Below are 20,160 nucleotides of genomic sequence, written 5' to 3'. Positions count from 1 at the left end.
CAAGAGGCTGAGCCGGGCGATCACTCCGCAGGCTGCACGCCGTGGTGACTGCCGGCCCCGTGCAGTTCCTGCCGGCCATGTAGCCTATGGGCGGTCTGCTTGTCACGCCGCAATAGGGAATAGACCGCCGGGATGACGAAGAGCGTGAAGAGGGTGCCGACGGAGATGCCGCCGACGATGACCCAGCCGATGGAATGGCGGCTCTCGGCGCCCGCACCGCTGGCCAGCGCCAGAGGGATGGCGCCGAGTACCATGGCGCCGGTGGTCATCAGGATGGGGCGCAGGCGGAGGGTGGCGGCCTCGATGACGGCGTCGCGGACGGACTTGCCCTCCTCACGGATCTGATTGGTGAACTCGACGATGAGGATGCCGTGCTTGGAAATCAGGCCGATCAACGTGACCAAGCCGACCTGGCTGTAAATGTTCAGCGTCCCTCCCGCGTAATAGAGGGCGACGAGGCCGCCGGTCATGGAGAGGGGGACGGTGAGCAGGATGATGAAGGGATCGATGAAGCTCTCGAACTGGGCGGAGAGGACGAGGTAGATGAAGAGCAGGGCGAGGGCGAAGGTCAGATAGATGTCAGCGCCAGCCTGCTTGAAGTCGCGGGACTGGCCGGAATAGTCGATCTGGGTGTTGGCGGGGAGCGTGTCGCGGATGACCTGCTCGACATGGGCCAGAGCCTCGCCGAGGCTCACGCCCTCGCCGAGATTGGCGGTGATCTCGGCGGAGCGGAGCTGGTTGAAATGGTTCAGCTCGCGAGGGGCGACCACCTCGGTGATGGTCACGATATTCGAGAGGGCCACCATTTCGCCGGTGGAGGTGCGGACGTAGAGGTTCTCCAGATCCTGCGGAGCGGAGCGGTCGGAGCGGGCAAGCTGGACCATGACGTCGTATTGCTTGCCCTCGCGCTCGAAGCGGGTGACCTGGCGGCCGCCGAGCATGGTCTCGAGGGTGCGGCCGATGGTGTCGACCTCGATGCCGAGATCGGCGACCTTGTCGCGGTCGAGGGAGACCTCGACCTGGGGCTTGTTGAGCTCGATGTCGGTCTCGACATTGCTGAGGCCAGGATAGTCGGCCAGCGCATCGAGGACGGTGCGGACCATCTTGTCCAGCTCGGCATAGGTCGCCGAGGTCTGGATCACGACCTCCAGCGGCTTGGAGCCACCACGCTGGCCCAAGGGGGGCGGCAGGACCGGAAAGACGTTGATGCCGGGAATGCCGAACATCTCGCCGCGCAGCTGGGTCGACACCTCGCGGGCGGTGCGGAGGCGCTCGTCCCAGGGCTTCAGGACGAGGTAGGAATTGCCCTCCGAGACGGTGGGGAACCCGCCCATGACGGAGTAGCTCTGGGCCTCGCCGACCTTTTCATAAATGGCTTCGACCTGGCGGGCGTAGTTGTCCATGTATTCGATGGTGGCGCCTTCGGGACCCTGGATGATCCCGATGACGACACCCTGATCCTCATAGGGAGCCAGCTCGGCGCGGAGGATGGTGTAGTAATAGACGCCGCATCCGAAGACGGCGAGGCCCAGAAGCACGACGAGGAAGCGGGCATTGAGCGACGCGGTCAGCAGCCGCCTGTAGCCATTGGTCATACCGTCGAGAAAGCGCTCGATCCCGCGAGAGAGAACATTGGGATTGTGGTTCGCCTTGAGCAGCTTGGCACACATCATGGGCGACAGGGTCAGCGCCACGAAACCCGAAATCAGCACCGCACCGGCGAGAGCCCAGGCGAATTCGGTGAAGAGCTTGCCGGTCTTGCCGCTCATGAAGCCGATGGGCACGTAGACGGCCGCGAGGGTGAGGGTCATGGCGATGACCGCAAAGGCGATCTCACGGGAGCCCTTCAGGGCCGCCTCGGTGGGCGTCAGGCCCTTCTCGATATAGCGATAGATGTTCTCCAGCATGACGATGGCGTCGTCGACGACGAGACCGATGGCCAGCACCAGCGCCAGGAGCGTCAGGGTGTTGATGGTGAAGCCGAAGAACAGCATCAGGGCGCAGGCGCCGATGAGGGACACCGGAATGGTGACGATGGGGATCAGCGTGGCGCGCAGAGAGCGCAGGAAGAAGAAGATGATGAGAACGACCAGGACCACGGCCTCGGCGATGGTGTGGTAGACGTTCTCGATGGATTTATCGATGAAGATCGACTTGTCGTAGCCGATGTTGACGGTCATCCCGTCGGGGAGGCCCTCGCGGATGTGGGGCAAGACCTCCCGGATCTCGTTGGAGACGTCCAGCGGGTTGGCGACGGCCTGCTTGACCACGCCAAGGGTCACGGAATTGTCGCCCTTGAAGCGCGCGAACATGCGCTCGTTCTGAGCGGCGAGCTCGGCGTGGCCGACATCCTTGAGGCGAACCGAATAGCCCTCGGCCTGCTTGACGATCAAATCATCGAACTGTTCAACCGTGGCCAGGTTGGTGCGCGACAGAACGGTAAACTCGCGGTCCCTGCCCTCGACCAGACCGGCCGGGATGTCGACATTCTGCCGACGCAGAGCATCCTCGACATCCTGGACGGTGAGATTGTAGCCGGCGAGGCGCATCGGATCGAGCCAGAGGCGCATAGCATAGCGGCGCTCGCCATAGATGCGGACCTCAGCCACGCCCGAGAGGGTCTGAAGCTGATCCTTCACGTAACGATCAGCATAATCGCTGAGCTCGAGGCGACTGTGCTTCGTGGATGCGAAGGACAGGAAAATGATCGGCTGGGCGTCGGCCTCGACCTTCTGAATGACGGGCGGGTCGATCTCCTCGGGAAGGCGACGCGCCACCCGGCTCACTCGATCGCGGACATCGGCGGCCGCCCCATCGGCATCGCGATCCAGCTTGAAGTTGATGGTGATCTGGCTGCGTTCCTGCCGACTGATGGACGTCATGAAGTCGATCCCCTCAATCCCCGCGAGGCTCTCCTCAAGGATCTTGGTGACTTGCGATTCCATGATACCGGCGCTGGCACCCGGGTAGCTCGTGGACACGCTGACGACAGGATTGTCTATGTTCGGATATTCACGGACGGTCAGGCGGTCGTAGGAAACGAGACCGATCAGCACCACCACCAGGCTCAGCACGGTGGCGAAGACGGGGCGGTGGATGCAGGTATCGGACAGTTTCATGACTTGGCCGCCGCGGTGGGGGAGCCAGTGGTGCCCTGGGTGCCGCCGGTGGTGACCGGCGGGCTGGCCGCGGAGCCGCCGACGACCTTCACCGCGCTGCCGTTGCGGAGCTTCTGCTGGCCGCCGGTGATCACAACGTCTTCCCGGTTCAGGCCACCCACGACTTCAACGGCCCCCGCCCTGCGCACTCCGATCCTGATCGCCGTTTCCTGGGCCTTGCCATCGACAACGCGGTAGACGAACTGTTCGGAGCCCCGGGGCATGAGGGCCGTCTCGGGAATAAGCATAGCCTGCTCGCGCTGCGCCACCGTGAGGTTCACACGGGCGAAAAGGCCGGGCTTGAGACGGTCCTGGGGATTGCTGATCTCGGCACGCAGACTCAAGGACCGGCCGGCAATGGTAATGCTGGGCGAGATCACCGTGACGCGGCCACCGAATTTCTCGCCGGGCAAAGCGTCAACCGTCACTTCCACCCCCTGCCCCACACTCAGATGGGCGAGAAATCGCTCCGGCAGTTGGAAGGAGACCTTCAGGGGATCCGTCTGAATCAGATCCACCAGATCGATCCCCTTGGTCACATAGGCGCCGACCGAGACGCTGCGCAGACCAAGGATGCCGTCGAAAGGTGCCAAAATCCTCGTATCGCCCAGGTTTTTTTGAGCGATCTGCAGGCGGGCCTCGGCGATGCGCAGCTGAGCCAGCGACTCATCGCGGGAGCGTTCCGTGCCGGCTCGGGACTTGAACAGCTGCTCGGCGCGATCATCATTCTGCCTCGACAAGGCGAGGTTGGCTTCCGCCTCCGCGACCTGCGCCCGATACAGGGCATCATCAAGGGTAAACAGCAGCGAGCCAACGCCGACCCTCTGCCCCTCCTCGAAGTGGATCTCAGCGATTCGGCCGTCAATTTCCGGTCGGATCACGACCGACTCGTTCGCCGTCAGCTCGCCCACCGCGGAGAGAGCCTCTGTGACCTGCCGCATCTCGACGCGCGCCGCGTCCACGGGAACAATTTGCCCCGGCGTCTGGGCCGAGACGGCGGTTGCCATACAAGACATCGCCGCGACACAGGCGAGCACCAGCGCCGCACGCGACGCGGGGAAGCGCCTCTGCTCCAATCGGGTCAACAATCGTCTCAGCGCCGCATCCTCACCGCAATTCGGGGCAGTGTGTGCCCACGGCGTGGTTTGTGCAAGCTCGCGACCATCAAGAACAGCGGCAATGCGCCTGGAAAGGCTCAAAAGAGCGTGATTGGTGCAGTGCAAGAGGACGCCCGTCGAGAAGGAACCGCGGAGCGTCGCACAGCGGCTGGGCCAGCCACTCCACTCGTGGCATAGAAGGAAAAGGCTACTGAAAAGCGAGAGGCTGGCGCCCATGGTCATCGATGCAGGAAACTGGGACGCCGTCCGGGCCTGGCGCAAGGCCGAGCGCGAAAGGCTGGTGGCACAGAGACTGGCCATCCTCGCAGAGGACCGCCAGGCGCTGGCAGCGAGGATCATCGCCGGTCTCGACCGCGCGGCAGAGGCCGATGCCGGAACGGTGGTGAGCGTCTATATTCCGTTTCGCGGGGAATTCGACCTGCGACCGTGGATGTCCAGCCTGGTGGACCGGGGAGTCACCGTCGCCCTGCCCGTCGTCGCGGAGAAAAACAAGCCGATGGAATTCCGGGAATGGACGCCGGAGACGAAGCTCGAGCGGGGAGTCCTGGGAATTCCCATCCCGAGCGGAAGCCGGCTGGTGACACCCGACGTCACCATCGCGCCCTTCCTCGCCTTCGACCGGGAGGGCTATCGGCTGGGCTATGGGGGCGGCTATTTCGACCGGACGCTGGCAAGCCTGAAAGAGGCGCCGCTGGCCATCGGGGTGGGCTTAAGCTCATTCCAGATCGATACGATCTATCCGCAACCGCATGATATTCGGATGGATCGGATCGTGACAGAAGAGGGGCTTCTGGGGATCAGGTGAGAGTGGCGGGTGACACCGGGCGGGATCCTTCGAGGCTCGCTTGGCTCGCACCTCAGGATGAGGGAGGCGGGCCGCCCGGCCGGGCTCGCACCTCAGGGTTAGGGGAAAGGAAGATGATGCCAGAGATCGGATTTCGGCGGGCCACCTCAGCGGACTTGCCGGCCATCGTGGCCCTTCTCGCCGATGACGCGCTGGGCCAGTCGCGAGAGGATCCAAGCCTGCCACTGCGGGAGAGCTATATGACGGCCTTCGCCGCCATCGACGCCGACCCCAACCAGTTGCTCGCGGTCGCGACCCATGAGGGAGACGTGGTCGGCACAGTGCAGCTGAGCTTCCTCCCGGGGCTGTCCCGGATGGGGGCCTGGCGCGGTCAGATCGAAGGGGTGCGGATCGCGGAACGCCTGCGCGGTACGGGGGCCGGGCGGCAGATGCTGCAATGGGCCATCAAGGAATGCCGCGCGCGAGGATGCGTGCTGGTGCAGCTCACCACCGACAAGGCACGCCCCGACGCACATCGGTTCTACGAGCAGCTCGGGTTCACCGCCAGCCATCTTGGATATAAAATGCCGATTTAACAGGGCCCCTTCTCAGGCGGCGAGGGTGCCCGATTCGGCTTGCAGCTCGGCGTCGACAGCCGCCAGGGTTCCGGCTGCCGGCTCCTCTTCCAGCATGGTGGCGGGGATCGCCTTGCGGATGCGGTCGTGGAAGTCGAGGATGCAGGATTCGATGGCCGACAGGGGACCCGGCGTATAGCCGTGGGCGGAGAGGCCGAGCTGGACGCGCTCGCTCAGCTCGCGATCCTCATGGGTGACCTGCATGTTGATGCGGCCGTTCAGATATTGAAGGATGCGCTCCTCGCGGCCGCCTCCGGGGCGGACGAAGACCGGCATGTGGACCTGGCTCGTCTCAGCGGTGCGCGGCAGGATCTGAAGGACGTCGATGGAATCGGGATAGATGTCGATGCCCAGGTTCGGCGGCATCGTGAAGAACATCCAGGTGCTGCGCACCTCCTCGGGGAGATGCATGAAGGCATCGGGGGCGAGTTCCTGATACATGCGCTCCACCCAGTTCGAGGAGGGTCGGGCCCGCAGGGTGCTCTTGGCGCCGGCTACGCCGTGCTCGTTTATGAAGCCCATCAGGTCGTTGTCCAGCATCCGGTGGTAGCCGGGGTGGCCGATCGGCACGTGATAGCTTTCCAGATTGTTGTCGACGCCGACTTTCCAGTTGGCGGCCCAGGTCTCGGAATAGATGTCACCGACCGGCACCATGTCCTCGATGCGATAGGGCTCGAGGAGATCGGAATAGGGGCCGAACATCTCCTTCACGCTGGGACCATCGCCGGCGATGCGGACGAAGACGAGGCCATGGAAGACTTCGAGGTCGACTTCGTTCAGGCCGTAATCCTCCTTCTGGAGGCCGGGGAAGCTCTCACGCGAGGGGACGCCGGCGAGCCTGCCGTCCAAGCCATAGGACCAGCCGTGATAGGGGCAGACAATCGTCGCCTTGCAGCGACCGGTCCCTTCGAGGAGGCGTGCGCCCCGGTGGCGGCAAACATTCTGGAAGGCGCGCAACTCATTCTTGCGGTCGCGCATGACGATGACACTGTCGCGCAAAAGATCGAGGACGACATAGTCGCCCTGGGCGCGCAGCTGGTTGACGTGGCAGGCAAACTGCCAGGAGGTGAGGATCAGGCGCTTATATTCGAGATCCAGCAGCTCCTTGCTGCGATAGGTCCAAGCGGGCAAACCAAAGGCCAATTCCCGCTTCGCACCGAAATCCGGGGCTCCTGAGAACGCGTTCATGGCCAAGCTCCCCTTCTATAAGACGATGATGAAAAACAATTATCGAATGAGTATTTAACACAAACTTGGAAATTATGCAAGATTCGGGTGGTTTGGCGTCCTGATCCCCATCGTTTCGGCGCTTGTAAAACGTCCGTTCAGGTTGCGTCGCCGATCGGTCCTGAAGTGGTTCAGCGACCATTCACGTGTTCGTGGGTTTAATGAGGGTATATTCCAGCATGGCCCCGCGTTCGCGAGATCGCCGCCGTGCAAAGGCACATGAGGAGAGCAATGAGCATTGCAGCAAGGGTGAAGAGCGCGTCGTTGGTTGTGGCCGTGCTCGGCGCATTCGTCACCGTGGGGACAGGGGAAGCTGCGGCGCAGAGCGCGCAGTGCGACCGCTATGCCCGCGATTATGCCAATCAATACACCAATCCGGCCGGAAACGTCCTGGGCGGCGCGGTCGCCGGGGCCATCGGCGGTGCAGCGCTGGGCGGGATCCTGGGCGGCGGCAAGGGAGCCGGACGCGGCGCGGCGATCGGAGCAGGCGTCGGTGCCGTGGGCGGGGCGGCCAATCAGGGCGGCCAGTGGAACCAGTATTACTATGCCGCCTATAATGACTGCATGGCTCAGAATGTCCGGGCGCCGGCTCCGCAGCCGGTGTATCGCGGCGGCGGATATGAGCCATGGTCGCGGGAATGGTATCAGTATTGCCAGCAGCGCTACCGCTCGTTCAACCCGCAGACCGGCTATTTCAACGCGGGTGGCGGTCGCTACAAGTTCTGCCAGTAATCGCGACGTTCAGGCGGCGGAGAGGGTAACCTCCTCGCCGCTCAACGGCATGGCCGAGGCCTGGCAGAGGCTGGCGACGAGTTCGCCGAGGGTGTCCGGGGTCGACTGGTCCAGGCTGATGGTGAAGCAGCCGATGCCAAGGGGTGTCGCCTCGACGGCTATGCCGCGGGTGAGCGACTGAAGGCCCCCTTGAAGCGAGCGCACCGCAGCTTCGTCGACGACGCTTTCGTTGACGAGCGACGGGATGCCGATGATGCGGCCCCAGCGACGCTCGGACATGACGGGAATACAGCTGCGGATCATGCGCAGGGTGCCGTTCAGATACTCATCCAACACAAGCTGCCATTCATCGACACGATGATCCGGGCGCTGCGGCGGGAACGACACCCGTGCGGCGTTGACGAGAATGTCGGCGGGGCCGACTTCCCCATTCACGTGGCTGCGGAAGCGCTCAACGGATTCCTCGGAGCGGATGTCGAGGTGGCCGCCTATTCCTCGGGAGCCGGTGATGGCGATGGCGTCGAGGACATTGTCGAGGTCGTCGGTGCTGGCCCGCCGCAGGTCGGCCGGGGTCCAGTGGTGATGCAGATCGAGAAGCGTGCCGATGGCGATGTCGGCGCCCGCCTTGGCCAGAGCAATGGCGGCGATGCGGCCGGGACCGTTCGCACCGCCGGTGACCCATGCGGTCTTGCCTTCAAGAAAGCGTAGCGGATCAACATCCCGCGACCCACCCATGTAACACCTCACGCCGACCAACCCGCAGATACAAGACTATAGAGAGCGGATCGGAGGCAAGCGCAAGAGCACCTTTGTGACAATCCGGTGCAGAGCTCCCCCATGGCTGTGATGCCAGATTCTTGTCGACGGGCGGCACAGATCGTATAGACAACCATAGACAAGCAATGGCGAGCAGGCGCGGTGTCCCTGGAGGAGGAGCTGGTGTGAGCATGAGCGACCTGCCCGGAACCAGCGTGCCGGCGCCAATCTACCGGCGCATCAAGAGCCATATCGCGGACAGGATCCGCAGGGGCGCGTGGCCGGCAGGACTGAAGATCCCGTCCGAGAACCAACTGGTCGCCGAGCTCCATGTCAGCCGCATGACCATAAACCGCGCCTTACGCGAGCTGACAGATGAAGGCTATCTCTCGCGCGTGCAAGGGGTCGGGACCTTCGTGCGAGGCAATCCGGGCCGGGCCAGCCTGATCGAATTGCGCAACGTGGCAGAGGAAATCCGCGACCGCGGACACGAGCACAGGGCGATCCTGGAGGCCAAGGACAGCGTGCGTGCCACCGCAGACCTCGTCGAGCGCTTCGAGATGCCCCGTCCGGCACCGTTATTCCGGGTGCTGATCGTTCATTGCGAGGACGAGCTGCCGTTGCAGATCGAGGAGTTCTGGTGCAATCCGCGCGCCGCCCCCCGGTTTCTCGAGCAGGATTTCGCCTCAGAGTCCCCGAGCGAATATCTCATTCGGACCGCGCCGGTCGATGAGGTCGAGCATGTGGTTCGGGCGGTGCTTCCGGACGTGACCCAGCAACGGCAGCTGATCGTGCATCAAGACGAGCCGTGCCTGTTGGTGGAGCGACGGATCTGGTCGCAGGGGCTCGTCGCGTCGTGCACCAACCTGCTCTCTCCCGGCAGCCGACACGAGTTGCGGACGCGCATCGCGAACACACCGACCGGACGGCCGTCGACCTCCACCGAACGCAACCACCAAGTCTAGTTTGCAAGAGACGCGGCCAACGCGACAACGGGCACGCCATCGCTGACGTGCCCGCGCGGGATCACGTGGCTTGAGACAGACGCCGTCAAGGTCGTGATCTCCCTCCCCTTTACGGTTCGGGCTCTGTTTGAATGGGGGGCGGGCGGCCCCGGGGAAGGCCGCCCGCTTAACTTGTCGGCTTGCTTGCGAGGGGAAGCAAGGTGCGGGGTTCAAGCCGACGATCAGGACTATATCCGGTTCACAGGAAAGGTCATCTTAAGGTTTCGTAATATTTAGGCTGGATCAACTTAGCGTCAGCAAGTGATGAATGCGATCGATAGGATTTGAATCGGCGCCGGCGCCGCCGGCCGGTTGCGAGCACGAACCGCTTCCGATAGCCTTCGCAGCTCCTGCTTCGCCTGCCTCCACATCAAGGTTTCCATGAAAATCATCTATTCCGAGGACCACCGCTGCCATTTCCCACAGGGAGAACTTTCGGGAGGGGAACTGGTGACACCCTTCGAGCGGCCATCGCGCGTGGAGTTCGTGCTGGCGCGGCTCAAGATGCGGGGATTTTCGGATATCTCGGGCCCGGGCGCCTATGATGCAAGCGCGGTCGCTCGCATACATGATGCGGACTACATCGAGTTTCTGCAGACGGCCTATGCGGAATGGGTGGCCGCCGGATTTCGCGGAGAGGTGATCGCGAATGCCTGGCCAGCGCGGCGAATGCAGTGGCGCCGGCCGGATTTCATCGACGGCAAGGCCGGCTATTATGCGCTGGCAGGCGAGACGGCGATCACAGCGGGGACATGGCAGGCGGTCCAATCCAGTGCAGCCGTCGCGCTCACCGCGCAGAAACTGGTGCAAGGCAGCAGGGATGCAGCCTTCGCCCTGTGCCGGCCGCCGGGCCATCATGCGCCCCGGGACATGTATGGCGGCTATTGCTTCCTCAACAATGCGGCGATCGCAGCGCAGGCCTTCCTGGACCGAGGAGCCCAGCGGATCGCGATCCTGGACGTCGACTTCCATCACGGCAACGGAACGCAGGACATCTTCTATGACCGGGGAGACGTTCTGTTCCTCTCCCTGCATGGTGAGCCGAAGCAGGCCTATCCCTACTTCCTCGGCTATGAGGATGAGCGCGGGTCCGGCGAGGGTGAGGGGTTCAACGTGAATTACGCGTTGCCGCGCGGGACCGAGTACGCCCAGTGGTCCGCGGCGCTGGAGAATGCCTGCGGACGCATCGAGGCCTATGGGCCGGACGCGTTGATCATTTCCCTCGGGGTGGACACCTTCAAAAAAGATCCGATCAGCTTCTTCAAACTGGAATCGGAGGACTTCACCCGCTACGGGGCCCGGATCGCAGCCCTGAAACGGCCGACTTTGTTCGTCATGGAAGGCGGCTACGCGATCGACGAGATCGGCATCAACACGGTCAACGTGCTGGAAGGATTCTTGGGATGAGGACGGGGTTCATAGCGGTTCTGATCGTTACAGCAGGGCTGATCTCGCCGGCTGCTGCGCAGACGGATACGACCCATCAGCATGGCACCACTGCCGGGAGCGAGGCGGAGCAAGCCTTTCGCGAGGCGATGACGAAGATGCACCAGGACATGGACATCAAGCCAAGCGGTACTGTCGATGTGGATTTCGTCCGTGGGATGATCGCCCACCATCAGGGTGCCATCGACATGGCGCGCGTGGAGCTGCAATACGGCACCGATCCCGAGCTGAAGGCGCTGGCTGCGGCCATCATCACCGCGCAGAGGGCCGAGATCGACTGGATGAAGGCGTGGCTGAAGAAGAATGGCGGATGAGATCGTGAGGTCCGGATCGGAGTTACGGTGCGGCATCCGGTAGCCCTCGGCCAAAGTGAGTTTTGCTGCTTGCCGGGATCCCGGGTCAAGCCCGGGATGACGGTTGGGGGGTTAGGGATGACGGCGGGGAGTGGGATGGCTGCTGGGGCCGGATGGCTGCTGGGGCGGGATTACGGTTCCGGATAGAAACCGTGGGGATCAGCCCGCCTGCAGCGGTGACGTCAGGCGCGCAGCAGAGTGAGGTAGGCGCCGACAGCGTTGGACATCCCCATGACCAGAGCGTCGGCGGTGATGGCGTGGCCGATGGAGACCTCCTGCACATGAGGCACCGCGGCCAGGAAGCGGGCCAGGTTGTCGAGATTGAGATCATGGCCAGCGTTCACACCTATGCCGGCCGCGTGGGCGGCAAGGGCGGCGGCGCGATAGTCGGGAAGGATGTCCTCGCCCTTCATGAAGGCGAAGTGATAGGGACCGGTGTAGAGCTCAACACGGTCCGTCCCGACAGACGCCGCCTCCGACGCCATGGCGGGATCGGCGTCGATGAAGAGGGACACCCGGGATCCATGGGTCTGCAGGCGCCCGATCACGTCGGACAGGAAAGCCCGATGGTCCGGTATATCCCAGCCATGATCGGAAGTCCGCTGATCGGGCGCATCCGGCACAAGCGTGACCTGATGGGGGCGAATGCGCTCGACAAGCTCGAGGAAATCTTCCGAGGGGTAGCCCTCGATATTGAACTCGATTTCGGGGAATTCAGGCAGAAAAGCTGCGAGATCATCGACGTCGAGGCGGGTGATATGACGTTCGTCCGGACGGGGATGGATGGTAATGCCGTGAGCCCCGGCATCGATGCAGATGCGGGCCATGCCCGTCACGCTCGGATAAGGCAGATCGCGCTGGTTTCTCAGCAGAGCGATCTTGTTGAGATTGACGCTGAGATTCGTGGCCATGGGCTTACCGCTCCGATTTCGTGGCGGACCATAGATTTGCAGACCATTAAGGTCAACTCGCTCAAGGCAGCCGAGTCCCGACTTGACGCTTGACCAGCAAGGCGCAGCGTGGGCAGGTTACCGCCGCGGCGGGGGGCTGGTCCGGCCGAATGATATCCGGGAGAGTTTCATGGGGTATAAAACCATCGTCGTATCGCTCAATGATGTGGAGCGTGCAGGCACCGTACTCGGCGTCGCCACCAATGTGGCCGCCCGCTTCGATGCCCATGTCATCGGCGTCTATGTCATCCCTGCTGTCCAAGTCTATCCAGCGATCGCCATGCAGATCACGCCGGAGATCATGGACAGCCAGAGGCAGTATTACGAGGATCGCGCCACAGAGGTGAAAGCCCTGTTCGAGCAGGCGACATCGTCCAAGGGATTGAGCCACGAATGGCGGCAGGTCGACGCGCTGGGGTCACTGATCGCGGACGAGGTCATCGCCCTGGGCCGGAATGCGGATCTCATCGTCGCGGGCCAAGTGGATCCGGACAGTGATTCCCTCGTCGAAGTCGATTTGTGCGAGCGCATCCTAATGGAAACCGGGCGGCCGCTGCTGGCGGTCCCCTCGGCCGGACATTTCGAAGAGCTCGGCACGCATGTGACGGTCGCCTGGGCGCATAGCCGCGAATCGACCCGGGCGCTGTTCGATGCCTTGCCGCTGCTCAAGGGCGCGAAGCAGACCGTGGTCTTGCGCGTGAACCCGGACGAGGATGAAAGCACCTCCGGATCGGAGATCACGACCACATTGGGACGTCATGGGGTGACGGCGGAGTATCACCGGTCGGTCGCCAAGCATATCAGCGTCGGCGATGAAATCCTGTCGCGGATTTCGGACTATGGCTCGGATCTCGTGGTCATGGGCGGCTACGGGCATTCGCGGATGCGAGAGCTGTTCTTCGGCGGGGCGACCCGGGACATCCTGCAGCACATGACCGTTCCGGTGCTGATCTCGCACTGAGACTTGGTGTCGGGTTTTTTTGGGGGGCCGCCAGGTTCCCCGAGCCGCATGGGGTCCCGGATCTGCGCAGCACCACTTCGCGCTGCGGCGCGTCCGGGATGACAATGGGGGGTTAGGCCGCTTCGCTCTGCAGCGCGTCCGGGATGACGGGTGTGGGGGGCTATAGCCACTCGTCGCGGATGGTGAAGTAGGCGTAGGCGGATTTCAGATAGAGGGGGCGCAGCGCGGGCAGAGGATAACGCGCCAAGCGGCGCGTCATCACGCTTGGCAGGTCCTGGAGGCGTTCCCGGCCCAGGATGATGTTCGCCAGTCTGCGGCCCGACCAGTTGGCCATGGCCACGCCATTGCCGTGATAGGCCAGCGCAGTCCACAGACTCCGGTGGTCATCCAAGGGACCGAGATAGGGAACGAGGTCATTGGAGAGGCAGGCAAGGCCACGCCAGAAATGCGTGTGCTCGACATGCCTCCAGGCCGGGAACAGCTGTTCGAATTCTGCCCGCAATTCCGCCTCGCGCGGTGCCGCGCCGGCGCTGGAGGCGTCGGTTCCGCCACGGCCGCCGAAGAGGAAGCGACCATCCGGCAGAAGCCGGAAATAGTGCAGGAGATTGCGGGTGTCGAAGGCCATCAGCGGAGACGTCCAGCCCTGCCCTTCCCGCTCCTCCTCCGTCAAAGGACGGGTGACCATGATGTTGGACAGGACCGGCATGATGCGGCCAGACAAGACGGGAAGGACATGTTCCTGGGTGAAGCCGTTGCAGGCGAGAACCACATGCGGCGCGGTCACCGTGGCGCGGTCGGTAACGAGGCGGTGACGGCCCGCTTCACTGACGATGGAGCGGACAGCCGAGTGGCTGTAGACCTCGGCGCCTGCGGCGATGGCGGCGGCAGCCAGTCCCCGGACCAGCTTCAGGGGATGCACGGCATAGCCCAGAGGATTGTAGAGCCCGCCGTGAAAGGATGACGGCCCAAGCCCGCGCTCCCGCAACGCCGCGGGTGACAGAAGCTCGGTGGGATGATCGAAGGTGCGCCGGAGAAATTCGGCCTCGGCGGCCAGCTCGGCGAGCCGGTTGGGCCGATGGGCGAGAGAGATTTCGCCATGGCCCGAGACATCGGCGTCAATGCCGAGCTCCATTGCGGTCTGGCGGAGGCCGAGCACCGCTTCACGCTGAATGGCGAAGAAGGCCTGCGTGTCCGCGAGGCCGTACCGCCTGATCATGGTCGACCATGGCAGCTTCGCGGCGCCGATACAGGAAAAGCCCCCGTTGCGACCCGAGGCTCCCCATCCCGGCTCGCCCGCTTCCAGAAGGATGACCCGGCCTGCGCCGGCGCATGCGAGCTCATGGGCACAAGACAGTCCCGTATAGCCGCCGCCGATGATGGCAATGTCGGCCTGGACGTCGCCCTCCAGGTGCTCGAGACTGGCATCGAGGGGTGGCGCCGTCGCCTCCCAATAGCTCGGGACAGGCCGATCGAAATGGAAGGCATCGGGGTGAGCCGTCGAGGGCATCAGGCAAGGGAGCCCAGTTTGCGCGACAGAACCCGGCGCACCTCGCGCAGGGTTTCCTCGCGGGAGCCGCCGGCGTCGACAGGCGTCCAGGAAATCGGTCCGGTGCCATAGGAGAGCTGCTTTTCGACGATCTCCGGGGTGGCGTCGGACGCGTCGCCGGTGCGGGTCTCCACGCGCCGCTTCATCTTGTCGGCCGGCGCGGTCAACCACAGACCGACAAAGGGTATCTCCAGGCGCTCGGCCGCCTGCGCTATGGCGTGCCGCTCCTCGGGCCTGGCGAAGACGGCGTCGACGACGACGGAGTGTCCCGCATGCAGTGCGATCTTCGATTTCTGCAGGATCTCACCGTAGACCTTGGCGGTCACCTCAGGCGTATAGGCTTCCGGACCCAAGCGCTGGTGCTCGTCGACCCCGCAGAGCACCTTGCGCTCGACATCGCTGCGCAGGTGGAGCGCGCCTGGAGCAGCCCCGATCTGGTGGGCGATGGATGCCGCCAGGGTGGTCTTGCCGGTGCCCGACAGGCCGCCTATGGCGATCAGGCGCGCCGGCGGCGGCGTGAGATAGCCGATGGCTGCATTCAGATAGGTGAGGATCTCTCGCTGAGAGCCTGCCCGGCCATTGTCGGTGACCTGACGGGAGCGATCGATGGTGACCAGGGCGCGCACGCCCGCTCGTGCGGCCAGAAAGAGCGGGAGTGCCGCGAGGCCATAGAGCGCAGAGGGGTCCGCGGTGCGCAGCGCATAGCGGTTGAGCAGGAGCTGAGCCGCCGGCCGGAGACCTCGCTGCATGAGATCCATGATCAGGAAGGCGAGGTCGTAGAGAATGTCGATCGTCGCCATCTCGTCGTCGAATTCGAGCGCATCAAAGAGGACTGGGCGGCCCTCCAGCATGACGATGTTTCCGAGATGAAGGTCGCCATGGCAGCGCCGCACATAGCCTCGGGTGCTGCGCATCTCCAAGCTTTTGGCGGCCCGATCCAGGGCGTGATGGCACCGGTGGGAGAAGCGCCGCTGGAGGTCGGCCGATATCAGGTCGGGTGCCGCCGCGAAGGCCAAGTCGAGCTGCTCGACCACACGCGCAATGCGATCACGGCCGTCACCCAGATCGCTGATGGGAGCCCGATCGTGAGAGCGGCCGATGGTCTCGACCAGTTGCAAGATCAAAGCATTGTTCAGGCCATGGGCGCGCACATAGTTGGACAGCAGCGCCGAATCAGGAAAGCGCTGCATGTGCAGCACCCATTCGAGCGGCTCACCGGGCCCGCCAATGGCAAGACCCTCGTCCTCCGTCGCCACCACCGGCAAGACGTCGAGGTAGAGGGTGGGCGCGTTTTCACGGTTGATCTCAAGCTCGTGCAGGAGGACGGCCCGGCGCTTCTCGATGGTGGAGAAGTCCATGTAAGGCAGCTTTACCGGGCGCTTCAGCTTGTAGGCGCTCTCTCCCGCCAGGAAGACCACAGCGCCGTGGGTGTCGATGCGCTGGACCTCCCTCACGCCAGCACCATAGGTGCTCGGAAGCTGAAGCTGCGCCAGCAGCCGCTGAAACCTGGCATCCATTCTATCAGACATCACTGTTGCCAACCCGAGCCTCAATGCATGTCACGCCAAGCTTGGACCATTGGCAAGTAAAGTTGCGATCGCTATCGGGCTTGCTCATCGCATATCTTGCAGTGCAAAAACAGAGAAGTGAGGGTAGATTCGCTGCATGGACCGTCAGATGCAGACGGGGTGGAACTATTTGGGGACTCCCGGAATTTGGGGAAGGGGCGGTGCGCAACACGCGTTTGTCCAAAATTTGCATCACTGCAGGCGGTGTCTCTTGCGTTTGTACGGCGCAATGTTAAACCAGCTGGCAGCTTGGAATAAGCGGGCAGCATCATAGTTTTAACGTAAAGTCTTCCTAGTCGAGCTTTCGGAAATGATGGGTCATGGGCGGCAGACACGCCGCGATGCGGGGAGGCGAGGTGCGTTGACAATGGAGCGTCGCGACGTCTTGCAGTTGCTCAGTGGGCTCGCCGTGCTCGGCGGACCCTTCGGGCTGCTGTCGAGTTCTGCGTCTGCGCAGGATGCGAACCAAGCGGTGCGTCTGGGCGATCCAACGGACTTCACCGCCGACATCGTCCGACAGCAAGCGATGAACCTGGCAAAGGAGCCGTTCAAGGCCCGGGAGATCCAGTTCCCCAATGAGCTCTCGGGGCTCTCATACGACCAATATCGCGACATCCGGTTCAAACCCGAGGCGTCGATCTGGCGCGGGGATGGACGAGGCTTCGCCGTCGATCTGCAGCATTCAGGATCCATCTTCAAGACGCCGGTCGACGTCTTCTTCGTCGAGAACGGCCAGGCGAGGACCGTCCTGTATGATCCGAGCCTGTTCACGTTCGGACCGGCCGTCACGCCGCCGCCAGAGGGCACGCAACTCTCCTATTCGGGCTTCCGCCTGCGCTATCCGCTGAACCGGCCAGACTTCATGGACGAGTTCGCGGTGTTCCAAGGCGCGAGCTATTTCCGCGCGATCGGCAAAAACCAGCTCTACGGGCTTTCGGCCCGGGGCCTGGCCATTCAGACAGGATCGCCAAAGGGGGAGGAATTTCCCTTCTTCCGATCGTTCTGGATCGAACGGCCGGGTCCGCAGTCGCGGGTGATCGTCGTCTATGCGCTGCTGGATTCACAGAGCACAACAGGCGCCTATCGCTTCACGATACGCCCTGGGGACACGACACTCATCGACGTCGAGATGACCCTGTTCCCGCGCGTCGAGCTCGACCATGTCGGCTTTGGCCCGCTGACGAGCATGTTCCTGTTCGATGCGACGAACCGGAGCCGGTTCGACGATTTCCGGCCCGCCGTGCACGACAATCACGGCCTGGCCGTCTGGACCGGCGACGGAGAATGGATCTGGCGCCCGCTGGCCAATCCAACATTGCTGCAGATCAGCGCCTTCGTGGACAGCAATCCCCGGGGCTTCGGCTTGGTCCAACGAGACCGGGTGTTCGACAGCTACGAAGACACGGAAGCCCATTACGAGCGGAGGCCGACCTGCTGGGTCGAGCCGGTGGGCGACTGGGGCCGGGGCCATGTGGAACTCGTCGAGATTCCCACAGACAAGGAAGTGAACGACAATATCGTCGCCTATTGGCGGCCGGCGACCGCCCTCAAAGCCGGCGACGCGTTCACGCTGACCTATCGGCTGCATTGGGGAGCGACGATCCCGAGATCGGAGCCGATCGCTGCGATCCACGCGACGCGGGTCGGGCTCAATATGAATCACGACCGGCGGCTGTTCGTGATCGACATCACCAAGACTCCAGAGCTCGAGGGCGCTGTCGCCGAGGTCACAGCAAGCGCGGGGGCTCCGGTCTCCAACATCGTGGGGCGCGACAATCCCGATGATAAGACCCATCGGGTGAGCTTTGAAATCGACACTACGGACAAGGACCTGATCGAGCTTCGGCTGCGAATGCTCAAGGACAACAAGCCCGTGGCCGAAACGTGGCTCTATCGATGGACCAGCTGATGGGCGATGGCGCTGCGACGAGATCGAGCGCCGTCGATTTCGACGATCCCATCGTGCCGCCTGAGCGGCCTCTGCTCATGCCCATCCAGTCGCTCACCGGATGGAGCCGCAAACGAGCCAAGCGAAAACCACAAAAGCCCACGAAATCCACGCTGGCCGCGCGGGCTTTCGTGACCCTGGTGACCATCGCCCTCACGGTGTTCGCGACCTATGAAATGATCAATGTCGTGGCGGTCACCAGCGTCACGTGGCTGCAGATGCTGTTTGCAGCGTTGTTCGCGATCACCTTCCTGTGGATCGCCCTGCCCTGCGCCAGCGCGATCCTCGGTTTCATCCGGCTCGTGCGCGGCGGGGGCGCCGGAGCGCCTCCGGTCACACCCGGGCCGCTCGGTCGCAACGTCTTGGTGATGCCGGTCTATAACGAGGACCCGACGCGAACCTGCGATGCGCTGCGGCAGATGGGGCGGGCGCTGGACGATGCCGGCGCAAGCGAGGCGTTCGACATCTTCATCCTCAGCGATACGCGCGACGACAAGGTGGCGCGCCAGGAAGAGGCGGCATTCTATCAGTTGCGGACGGCGCTCTCTCCCGACATCGCTGTCTACTATCGCCGCCGGGCGCAGAATACGGGACGCAAAGCCGGAAATATCGCTGATTTCGTGCGGCGCTGGGGCGGGTGCTACGATCACATGATCGTGCTGGACGCAGACAGCATGATGAGCGGCGAGACGCTGATCTACCTGGCACGACGGATGTTTCTGGACCCTGACGCCGGCATCATCCAGACTGTTCCGATGCTGGCGGGACGAAGCACCCTGTTTGCGCGGATGCAGCAATTCGCGACCCGGGTCTATGGTCCGATCATCGCCGAGGGACTGGCCGCCTGGCATGGGCGGCAAAGCAATTTCTGGGGACACAACGCGATCATTCGCACACGGGCCTTCGCGGAATCCGCCGGCATGCCGGAATTGCCCGGGCGGAAGCCCTTCGGCGGGCACATCATGAGCCATGATTTCGTCGAGGCGGCGCTGATGGTGAGATCAGGCTGGGCGGTCTACATGATCCCAGAGCTCAAGGGATCGTTCGAGGAATGCCCCCCATCGCTGATCGATCTGGCGGGGCGAGACCGGCGGTGGGCCCAAGGCAATCTGCAGCACATGAAGGTGATCGGCGCCAAGGGGCTGGCCACCATGAGCCGCGTGCACCTGTTGGTCGGAATCATGTCGTACCTGGCCTCACCGCTCTGGTTTGCGATGCTCACCATCGGACTCATCCTGGCGACACAGGCCCATTTCACCCATCCGGACTATTTCCCCGAGGGTTTCTCGCTGTTTCCCCACTGGCCGGTGTTCGACAGCGAAAGAGCGCTGCAGCTCTTCGGCTTCACCATGGGGATCCTGCTGTTTCCCAAGGTGCTCGGTGTGGTGGCGATGCTGCTGGATCCGAAGGCCCGGCAAGCCTGCGGCGGCGGCCTGGCGATCGTCCTGGGCATGATCGCGGAGACCCTGCTGTCGGCGCTCATCGCGCCCGTGATGATGATCCTGCAAACGCGGTGGGTCATGGAAATCGTCATGGGACGCGACAGCGGCTGGAATGCCCAACGGCGCGACGACGGCTCGATGCCCTTCGGCGCCATTCTCAGCAATCACTACGGACAGATGATCCTGGGGCTGGCCATGGCTGCGGCCGCCTTCGCAGTCTCGATCGACACTTTTCTCTGGCTGGCGCCGGTCACGCTCGGCCTGGTGCTCGCCGCGTTCCTGTCGTGGCTGACGGCCCAGGCCTGGGCAGGGCTTGCCTTCCGCAAGGCTCGGCTTTTCCTGATCCCGGAAGAAGTGGAGCCGGCTTCACCACGCTGAGGCGTCGCGGGTCGGTTGCTTGGAGCCCGCGGGGAGACGCTTTCCCCTGTGGTCCTGGATCCTCGGGTCAAGCCCGAGGATGACGAAGTGGGGGCCCGAGGATACGAAGATGGGGGCCGAGGATGACGGCTGGAGGAGCCCCCAGGATGACGGC

General features: G+C 63.5%; 16 protein-coding genes. 9 read left to right on the top strand and 7 right to left on the bottom strand.

The window, feature by feature from the left end; all coding sequences use genetic code 11:
- Window positions 1-20 precede the first annotated feature (20 nt).
- Both FKM97_RS23890 and FKM97_RS23885 read right to left on the bottom strand, forming a co-directional pair.
- Window positions 21-3,119 (bottom strand): efflux RND transporter permease subunit, encoded by a 3,099-nt coding sequence (locus FKM97_RS23890; RefSeq protein ID WP_144294981.1) that lies wholly within the window; start codon window positions 3,117-3,119, stop codon window positions 21-23.
- Entirely contained in the window at window positions 3,116-4,246 is a 1,131-nt protein-coding gene (locus tag FKM97_RS23885; protein WP_205015294.1) for an efflux RND transporter periplasmic adaptor subunit, read from the bottom strand. Before FKM97_RS23885 ends, FKM97_RS23890 begins: the two co-directional genes overlap by 4 nt.
- A gap of 244 nt (window positions 4,247-4,490) precedes the next feature.
- Between FKM97_RS23885 and FKM97_RS23880 the strand changes: the two genes are divergently transcribed.
- Window positions 4,491-5,081, top strand: a complete 591-nt coding sequence (locus FKM97_RS23880) for a 5-formyltetrahydrofolate cyclo-ligase (protein ID WP_144294979.1) — start codon at window positions 4,491-4,493, stop codon at window positions 5,079-5,081.
- Between the two features lie 116 nt (window positions 5,082-5,197).
- Entirely contained in the window at window positions 5,198-5,656 is a 459-nt protein-coding gene (locus FKM97_RS23875; protein ID WP_144295000.1) for a GNAT family N-acetyltransferase, read from the top strand.
- A 12-nt stretch (window positions 5,657-5,668) separates the two neighbouring features.
- Here the strand turns inward: FKM97_RS23875 and FKM97_RS23870 are convergent, their stop codons facing one another.
- Window positions 5,669-6,883, bottom strand: a complete 1,215-nt coding sequence (locus FKM97_RS23870) for an aromatic ring-hydroxylating oxygenase subunit alpha (protein ID WP_144294978.1) — start codon at window positions 6,881-6,883, stop codon at window positions 5,669-5,671.
- Between the two features lie 270 nt (window positions 6,884-7,153).
- Between FKM97_RS23870 and FKM97_RS26595 the strand changes: the two genes are divergently transcribed.
- The gene (locus tag FKM97_RS26595) at window positions 7,154-7,654 is read left to right on the top strand and encodes a BA14K family protein (protein ID WP_205015293.1); all 501 of its coding nucleotides are present in this window, start codon (window positions 7,154-7,156) and stop codon (window positions 7,652-7,654) included.
- Between the two features lie 9 nt (window positions 7,655-7,663).
- Here the strand turns inward: FKM97_RS26595 and FKM97_RS23860 are convergent, their stop codons facing one another.
- On the bottom strand, window positions 7,664-8,389 hold the full coding sequence (locus FKM97_RS23860; RefSeq protein ID WP_144294977.1) for an SDR family NAD(P)-dependent oxidoreductase: 726 nt from the start codon (window positions 8,387-8,389) through the stop codon (window positions 7,664-7,666).
- A gap of 212 nt (window positions 8,390-8,601) precedes the next feature.
- Here FKM97_RS23860 and hutC point away from each other — a divergent pair, with 212 nt between their 5' ends.
- From hutC to copM, 3 genes are all read left to right on the top strand, one after another.
- The gene (gene hutC / locus FKM97_RS23855; protein WP_170241112.1) at window positions 8,602-9,375 is read left to right on the top strand and encodes a histidine utilization transcriptional repressor HutC; all 774 of its coding nucleotides are present in this window, start codon (window positions 8,602-8,604) and stop codon (window positions 9,373-9,375) included.
- 420 nt (window positions 9,376-9,795) lie between these two features.
- Entirely contained in the window at window positions 9,796-10,821 is a 1,026-nt protein-coding gene (locus FKM97_RS23850; protein ID WP_144294975.1) for a histone deacetylase family protein, read from the top strand.
- Window positions 10,818-11,174, top strand: a complete 357-nt coding sequence (gene copM / locus FKM97_RS23845) for a CopM family metallochaperone (protein ID WP_144294974.1) — start codon at window positions 10,818-10,820, stop codon at window positions 11,172-11,174. The genes FKM97_RS23850 and copM overlap by 4 nt, the downstream gene beginning before the upstream one ends.
- Before the next feature lie 221 nt (window positions 11,175-11,395).
- Here copM and FKM97_RS23840 read toward each other — a convergent pair whose 3' ends face one another.
- Window positions 11,396-12,124, bottom strand: a complete 729-nt coding sequence (locus tag FKM97_RS23840; protein ID WP_144294973.1) for a pyridoxine 5'-phosphate synthase — start codon at window positions 12,122-12,124, stop codon at window positions 11,396-11,398.
- Window positions 12,125-12,293: 169 nt separating this feature from the next.
- Here FKM97_RS23840 and FKM97_RS23835 point away from each other — a divergent pair, with 169 nt between their 5' ends.
- Window positions 12,294-13,124 (top strand): universal stress protein, encoded by an 831-nt coding sequence (locus FKM97_RS23835; protein WP_144294972.1) that lies wholly within the window; start codon window positions 12,294-12,296, stop codon window positions 13,122-13,124.
- Between the two features lie 160 nt (window positions 13,125-13,284).
- Here FKM97_RS23835 and FKM97_RS23830 read toward each other — a convergent pair whose 3' ends face one another.
- Together FKM97_RS23830 and FKM97_RS23825 are read right to left on the bottom strand one after the other, a co-directional pair.
- Window positions 13,285-14,631, bottom strand: a complete 1,347-nt coding sequence (locus tag FKM97_RS23830) for an NAD(P)/FAD-dependent oxidoreductase (protein ID WP_144294971.1) — start codon at window positions 14,629-14,631, stop codon at window positions 13,285-13,287.
- The gene (locus FKM97_RS23825; RefSeq protein ID WP_144294970.1) at window positions 14,631-16,199 is read right to left on the bottom strand and encodes a bifunctional aminoglycoside phosphotransferase/ATP-binding protein; all 1,569 of its coding nucleotides are present in this window, start codon (window positions 16,197-16,199) and stop codon (window positions 14,631-14,633) included. Before FKM97_RS23825 ends, FKM97_RS23830 begins: the two co-directional genes overlap by 1 nt.
- A 406-nt stretch (window positions 16,200-16,605) precedes the next feature.
- Here FKM97_RS23825 and FKM97_RS23820 point away from each other — a divergent pair, with 406 nt between their 5' ends.
- Together FKM97_RS23820 and mdoH are read left to right on the top strand one after the other, a co-directional pair.
- Window positions 16,606-18,147 carry an OpgD/OpgG family glucan biosynthesis protein gene (locus FKM97_RS23820; protein WP_144294969.1) on the top strand — a complete coding sequence of 514 codons (1,542 nt, stop codon included), beginning with the start codon at window positions 16,606-16,608 and terminating at the stop codon, window positions 18,145-18,147.
- A complete protein-coding gene (gene mdoH, locus FKM97_RS23815; RefSeq protein ID WP_144294968.1) occupies window positions 18,135-20,006 on the top strand; it encodes a glucans biosynthesis glucosyltransferase MdoH in 1,872 nt (623 codons plus the stop codon). The genes FKM97_RS23820 and mdoH overlap by 13 nt, the downstream gene beginning before the upstream one ends.
- Window positions 20,007-20,160: the final 154 nt, after the last annotated feature.

Origin of the sequence: Rhodoligotrophos appendicifer (assembly GCF_007474605.1) — a bacterium.
Classification (GTDB): Bacteria; Pseudomonadota; Alphaproteobacteria; order Rhizobiales; family Im1; genus Rhodoligotrophos; species Rhodoligotrophos appendicifer.
The sequence above is the reverse complement of the archived record's forward strand: the minus strand, read 5'-3'. Positions and strand labels throughout refer to the sequence as shown.

Bases quoted from the DNA above. Each gene is read 5' to 3' on its own strand.
- FKM97_RS23835 (WP_144294972.1), top strand. From the start codon at position 12,294: ATGGGGTATAAAACCATCGTCGTATCGCTCAATGATGTGGAGCGTGCA.
- hutC (WP_170241112.1), top strand. From the start codon at position 8,602: ATGAGCGACCTGCCCGGAACCAGCGTGCCGGCGCCAATCTACCGGCGC.
- FKM97_RS23890 (WP_144294981.1), bottom strand. From the start codon at position 3,119: ATGAAACTGTCCGATACCTGCATCCACCGCCCCGTCTTCGCCACCGTG.
- FKM97_RS23880 (WP_144294979.1), top strand. From the start codon at position 4,491: ATGGTCATCGATGCAGGAAACTGGGACGCCGTCCGGGCCTGGCGCAAG.
- FKM97_RS23875 (WP_144295000.1), top strand. From the start codon at position 5,198: ATGCCAGAGATCGGATTTCGGCGGGCCACCTCAGCGGACTTGCCGGCC.
- FKM97_RS23820 (WP_144294969.1), top strand. From the start codon at position 16,606: ATGGAGCGTCGCGACGTCTTGCAGTTGCTCAGTGGGCTCGCCGTGCTC.
- FKM97_RS23860 (WP_144294977.1), bottom strand. From the start codon at position 8,389: ATGGGTGGGTCGCGGGATGTTGATCCGCTACGCTTTCTTGAAGGCAAG.
- FKM97_RS23850 (WP_144294975.1), top strand. From the start codon at position 9,796: ATGAAAATCATCTATTCCGAGGACCACCGCTGCCATTTCCCACAGGGA.
- mdoH (WP_144294968.1), top strand. From the start codon at position 18,135: ATGGACCAGCTGATGGGCGATGGCGCTGCGACGAGATCGAGCGCCGTC.
- FKM97_RS23840 (WP_144294973.1), bottom strand. From the start codon at position 12,124: ATGGCCACGAATCTCAGCGTCAATCTCAACAAGATCGCTCTGCTGAGA.
- copM (WP_144294974.1), top strand. From the start codon at position 10,818: ATGAGGACGGGGTTCATAGCGGTTCTGATCGTTACAGCAGGGCTGATC.
- FKM97_RS23870 (WP_144294978.1), bottom strand. From the start codon at position 6,883: ATGAACGCGTTCTCAGGAGCCCCGGATTTCGGTGCGAAGCGGGAATTG.
- FKM97_RS23830 (WP_144294971.1), bottom strand. From the start codon at position 14,631: ATGCCCTCGACGGCTCACCCCGATGCCTTCCATTTCGATCGGCCTGTC.
- FKM97_RS26595 (WP_205015293.1), top strand. From the start codon at position 7,154: ATGAGCATTGCAGCAAGGGTGAAGAGCGCGTCGTTGGTTGTGGCCGTG.
- FKM97_RS23825 (WP_144294970.1), bottom strand. From the start codon at position 16,199: ATGTCTGATAGAATGGATGCCAGGTTTCAGCGGCTGCTGGCGCAGCTT.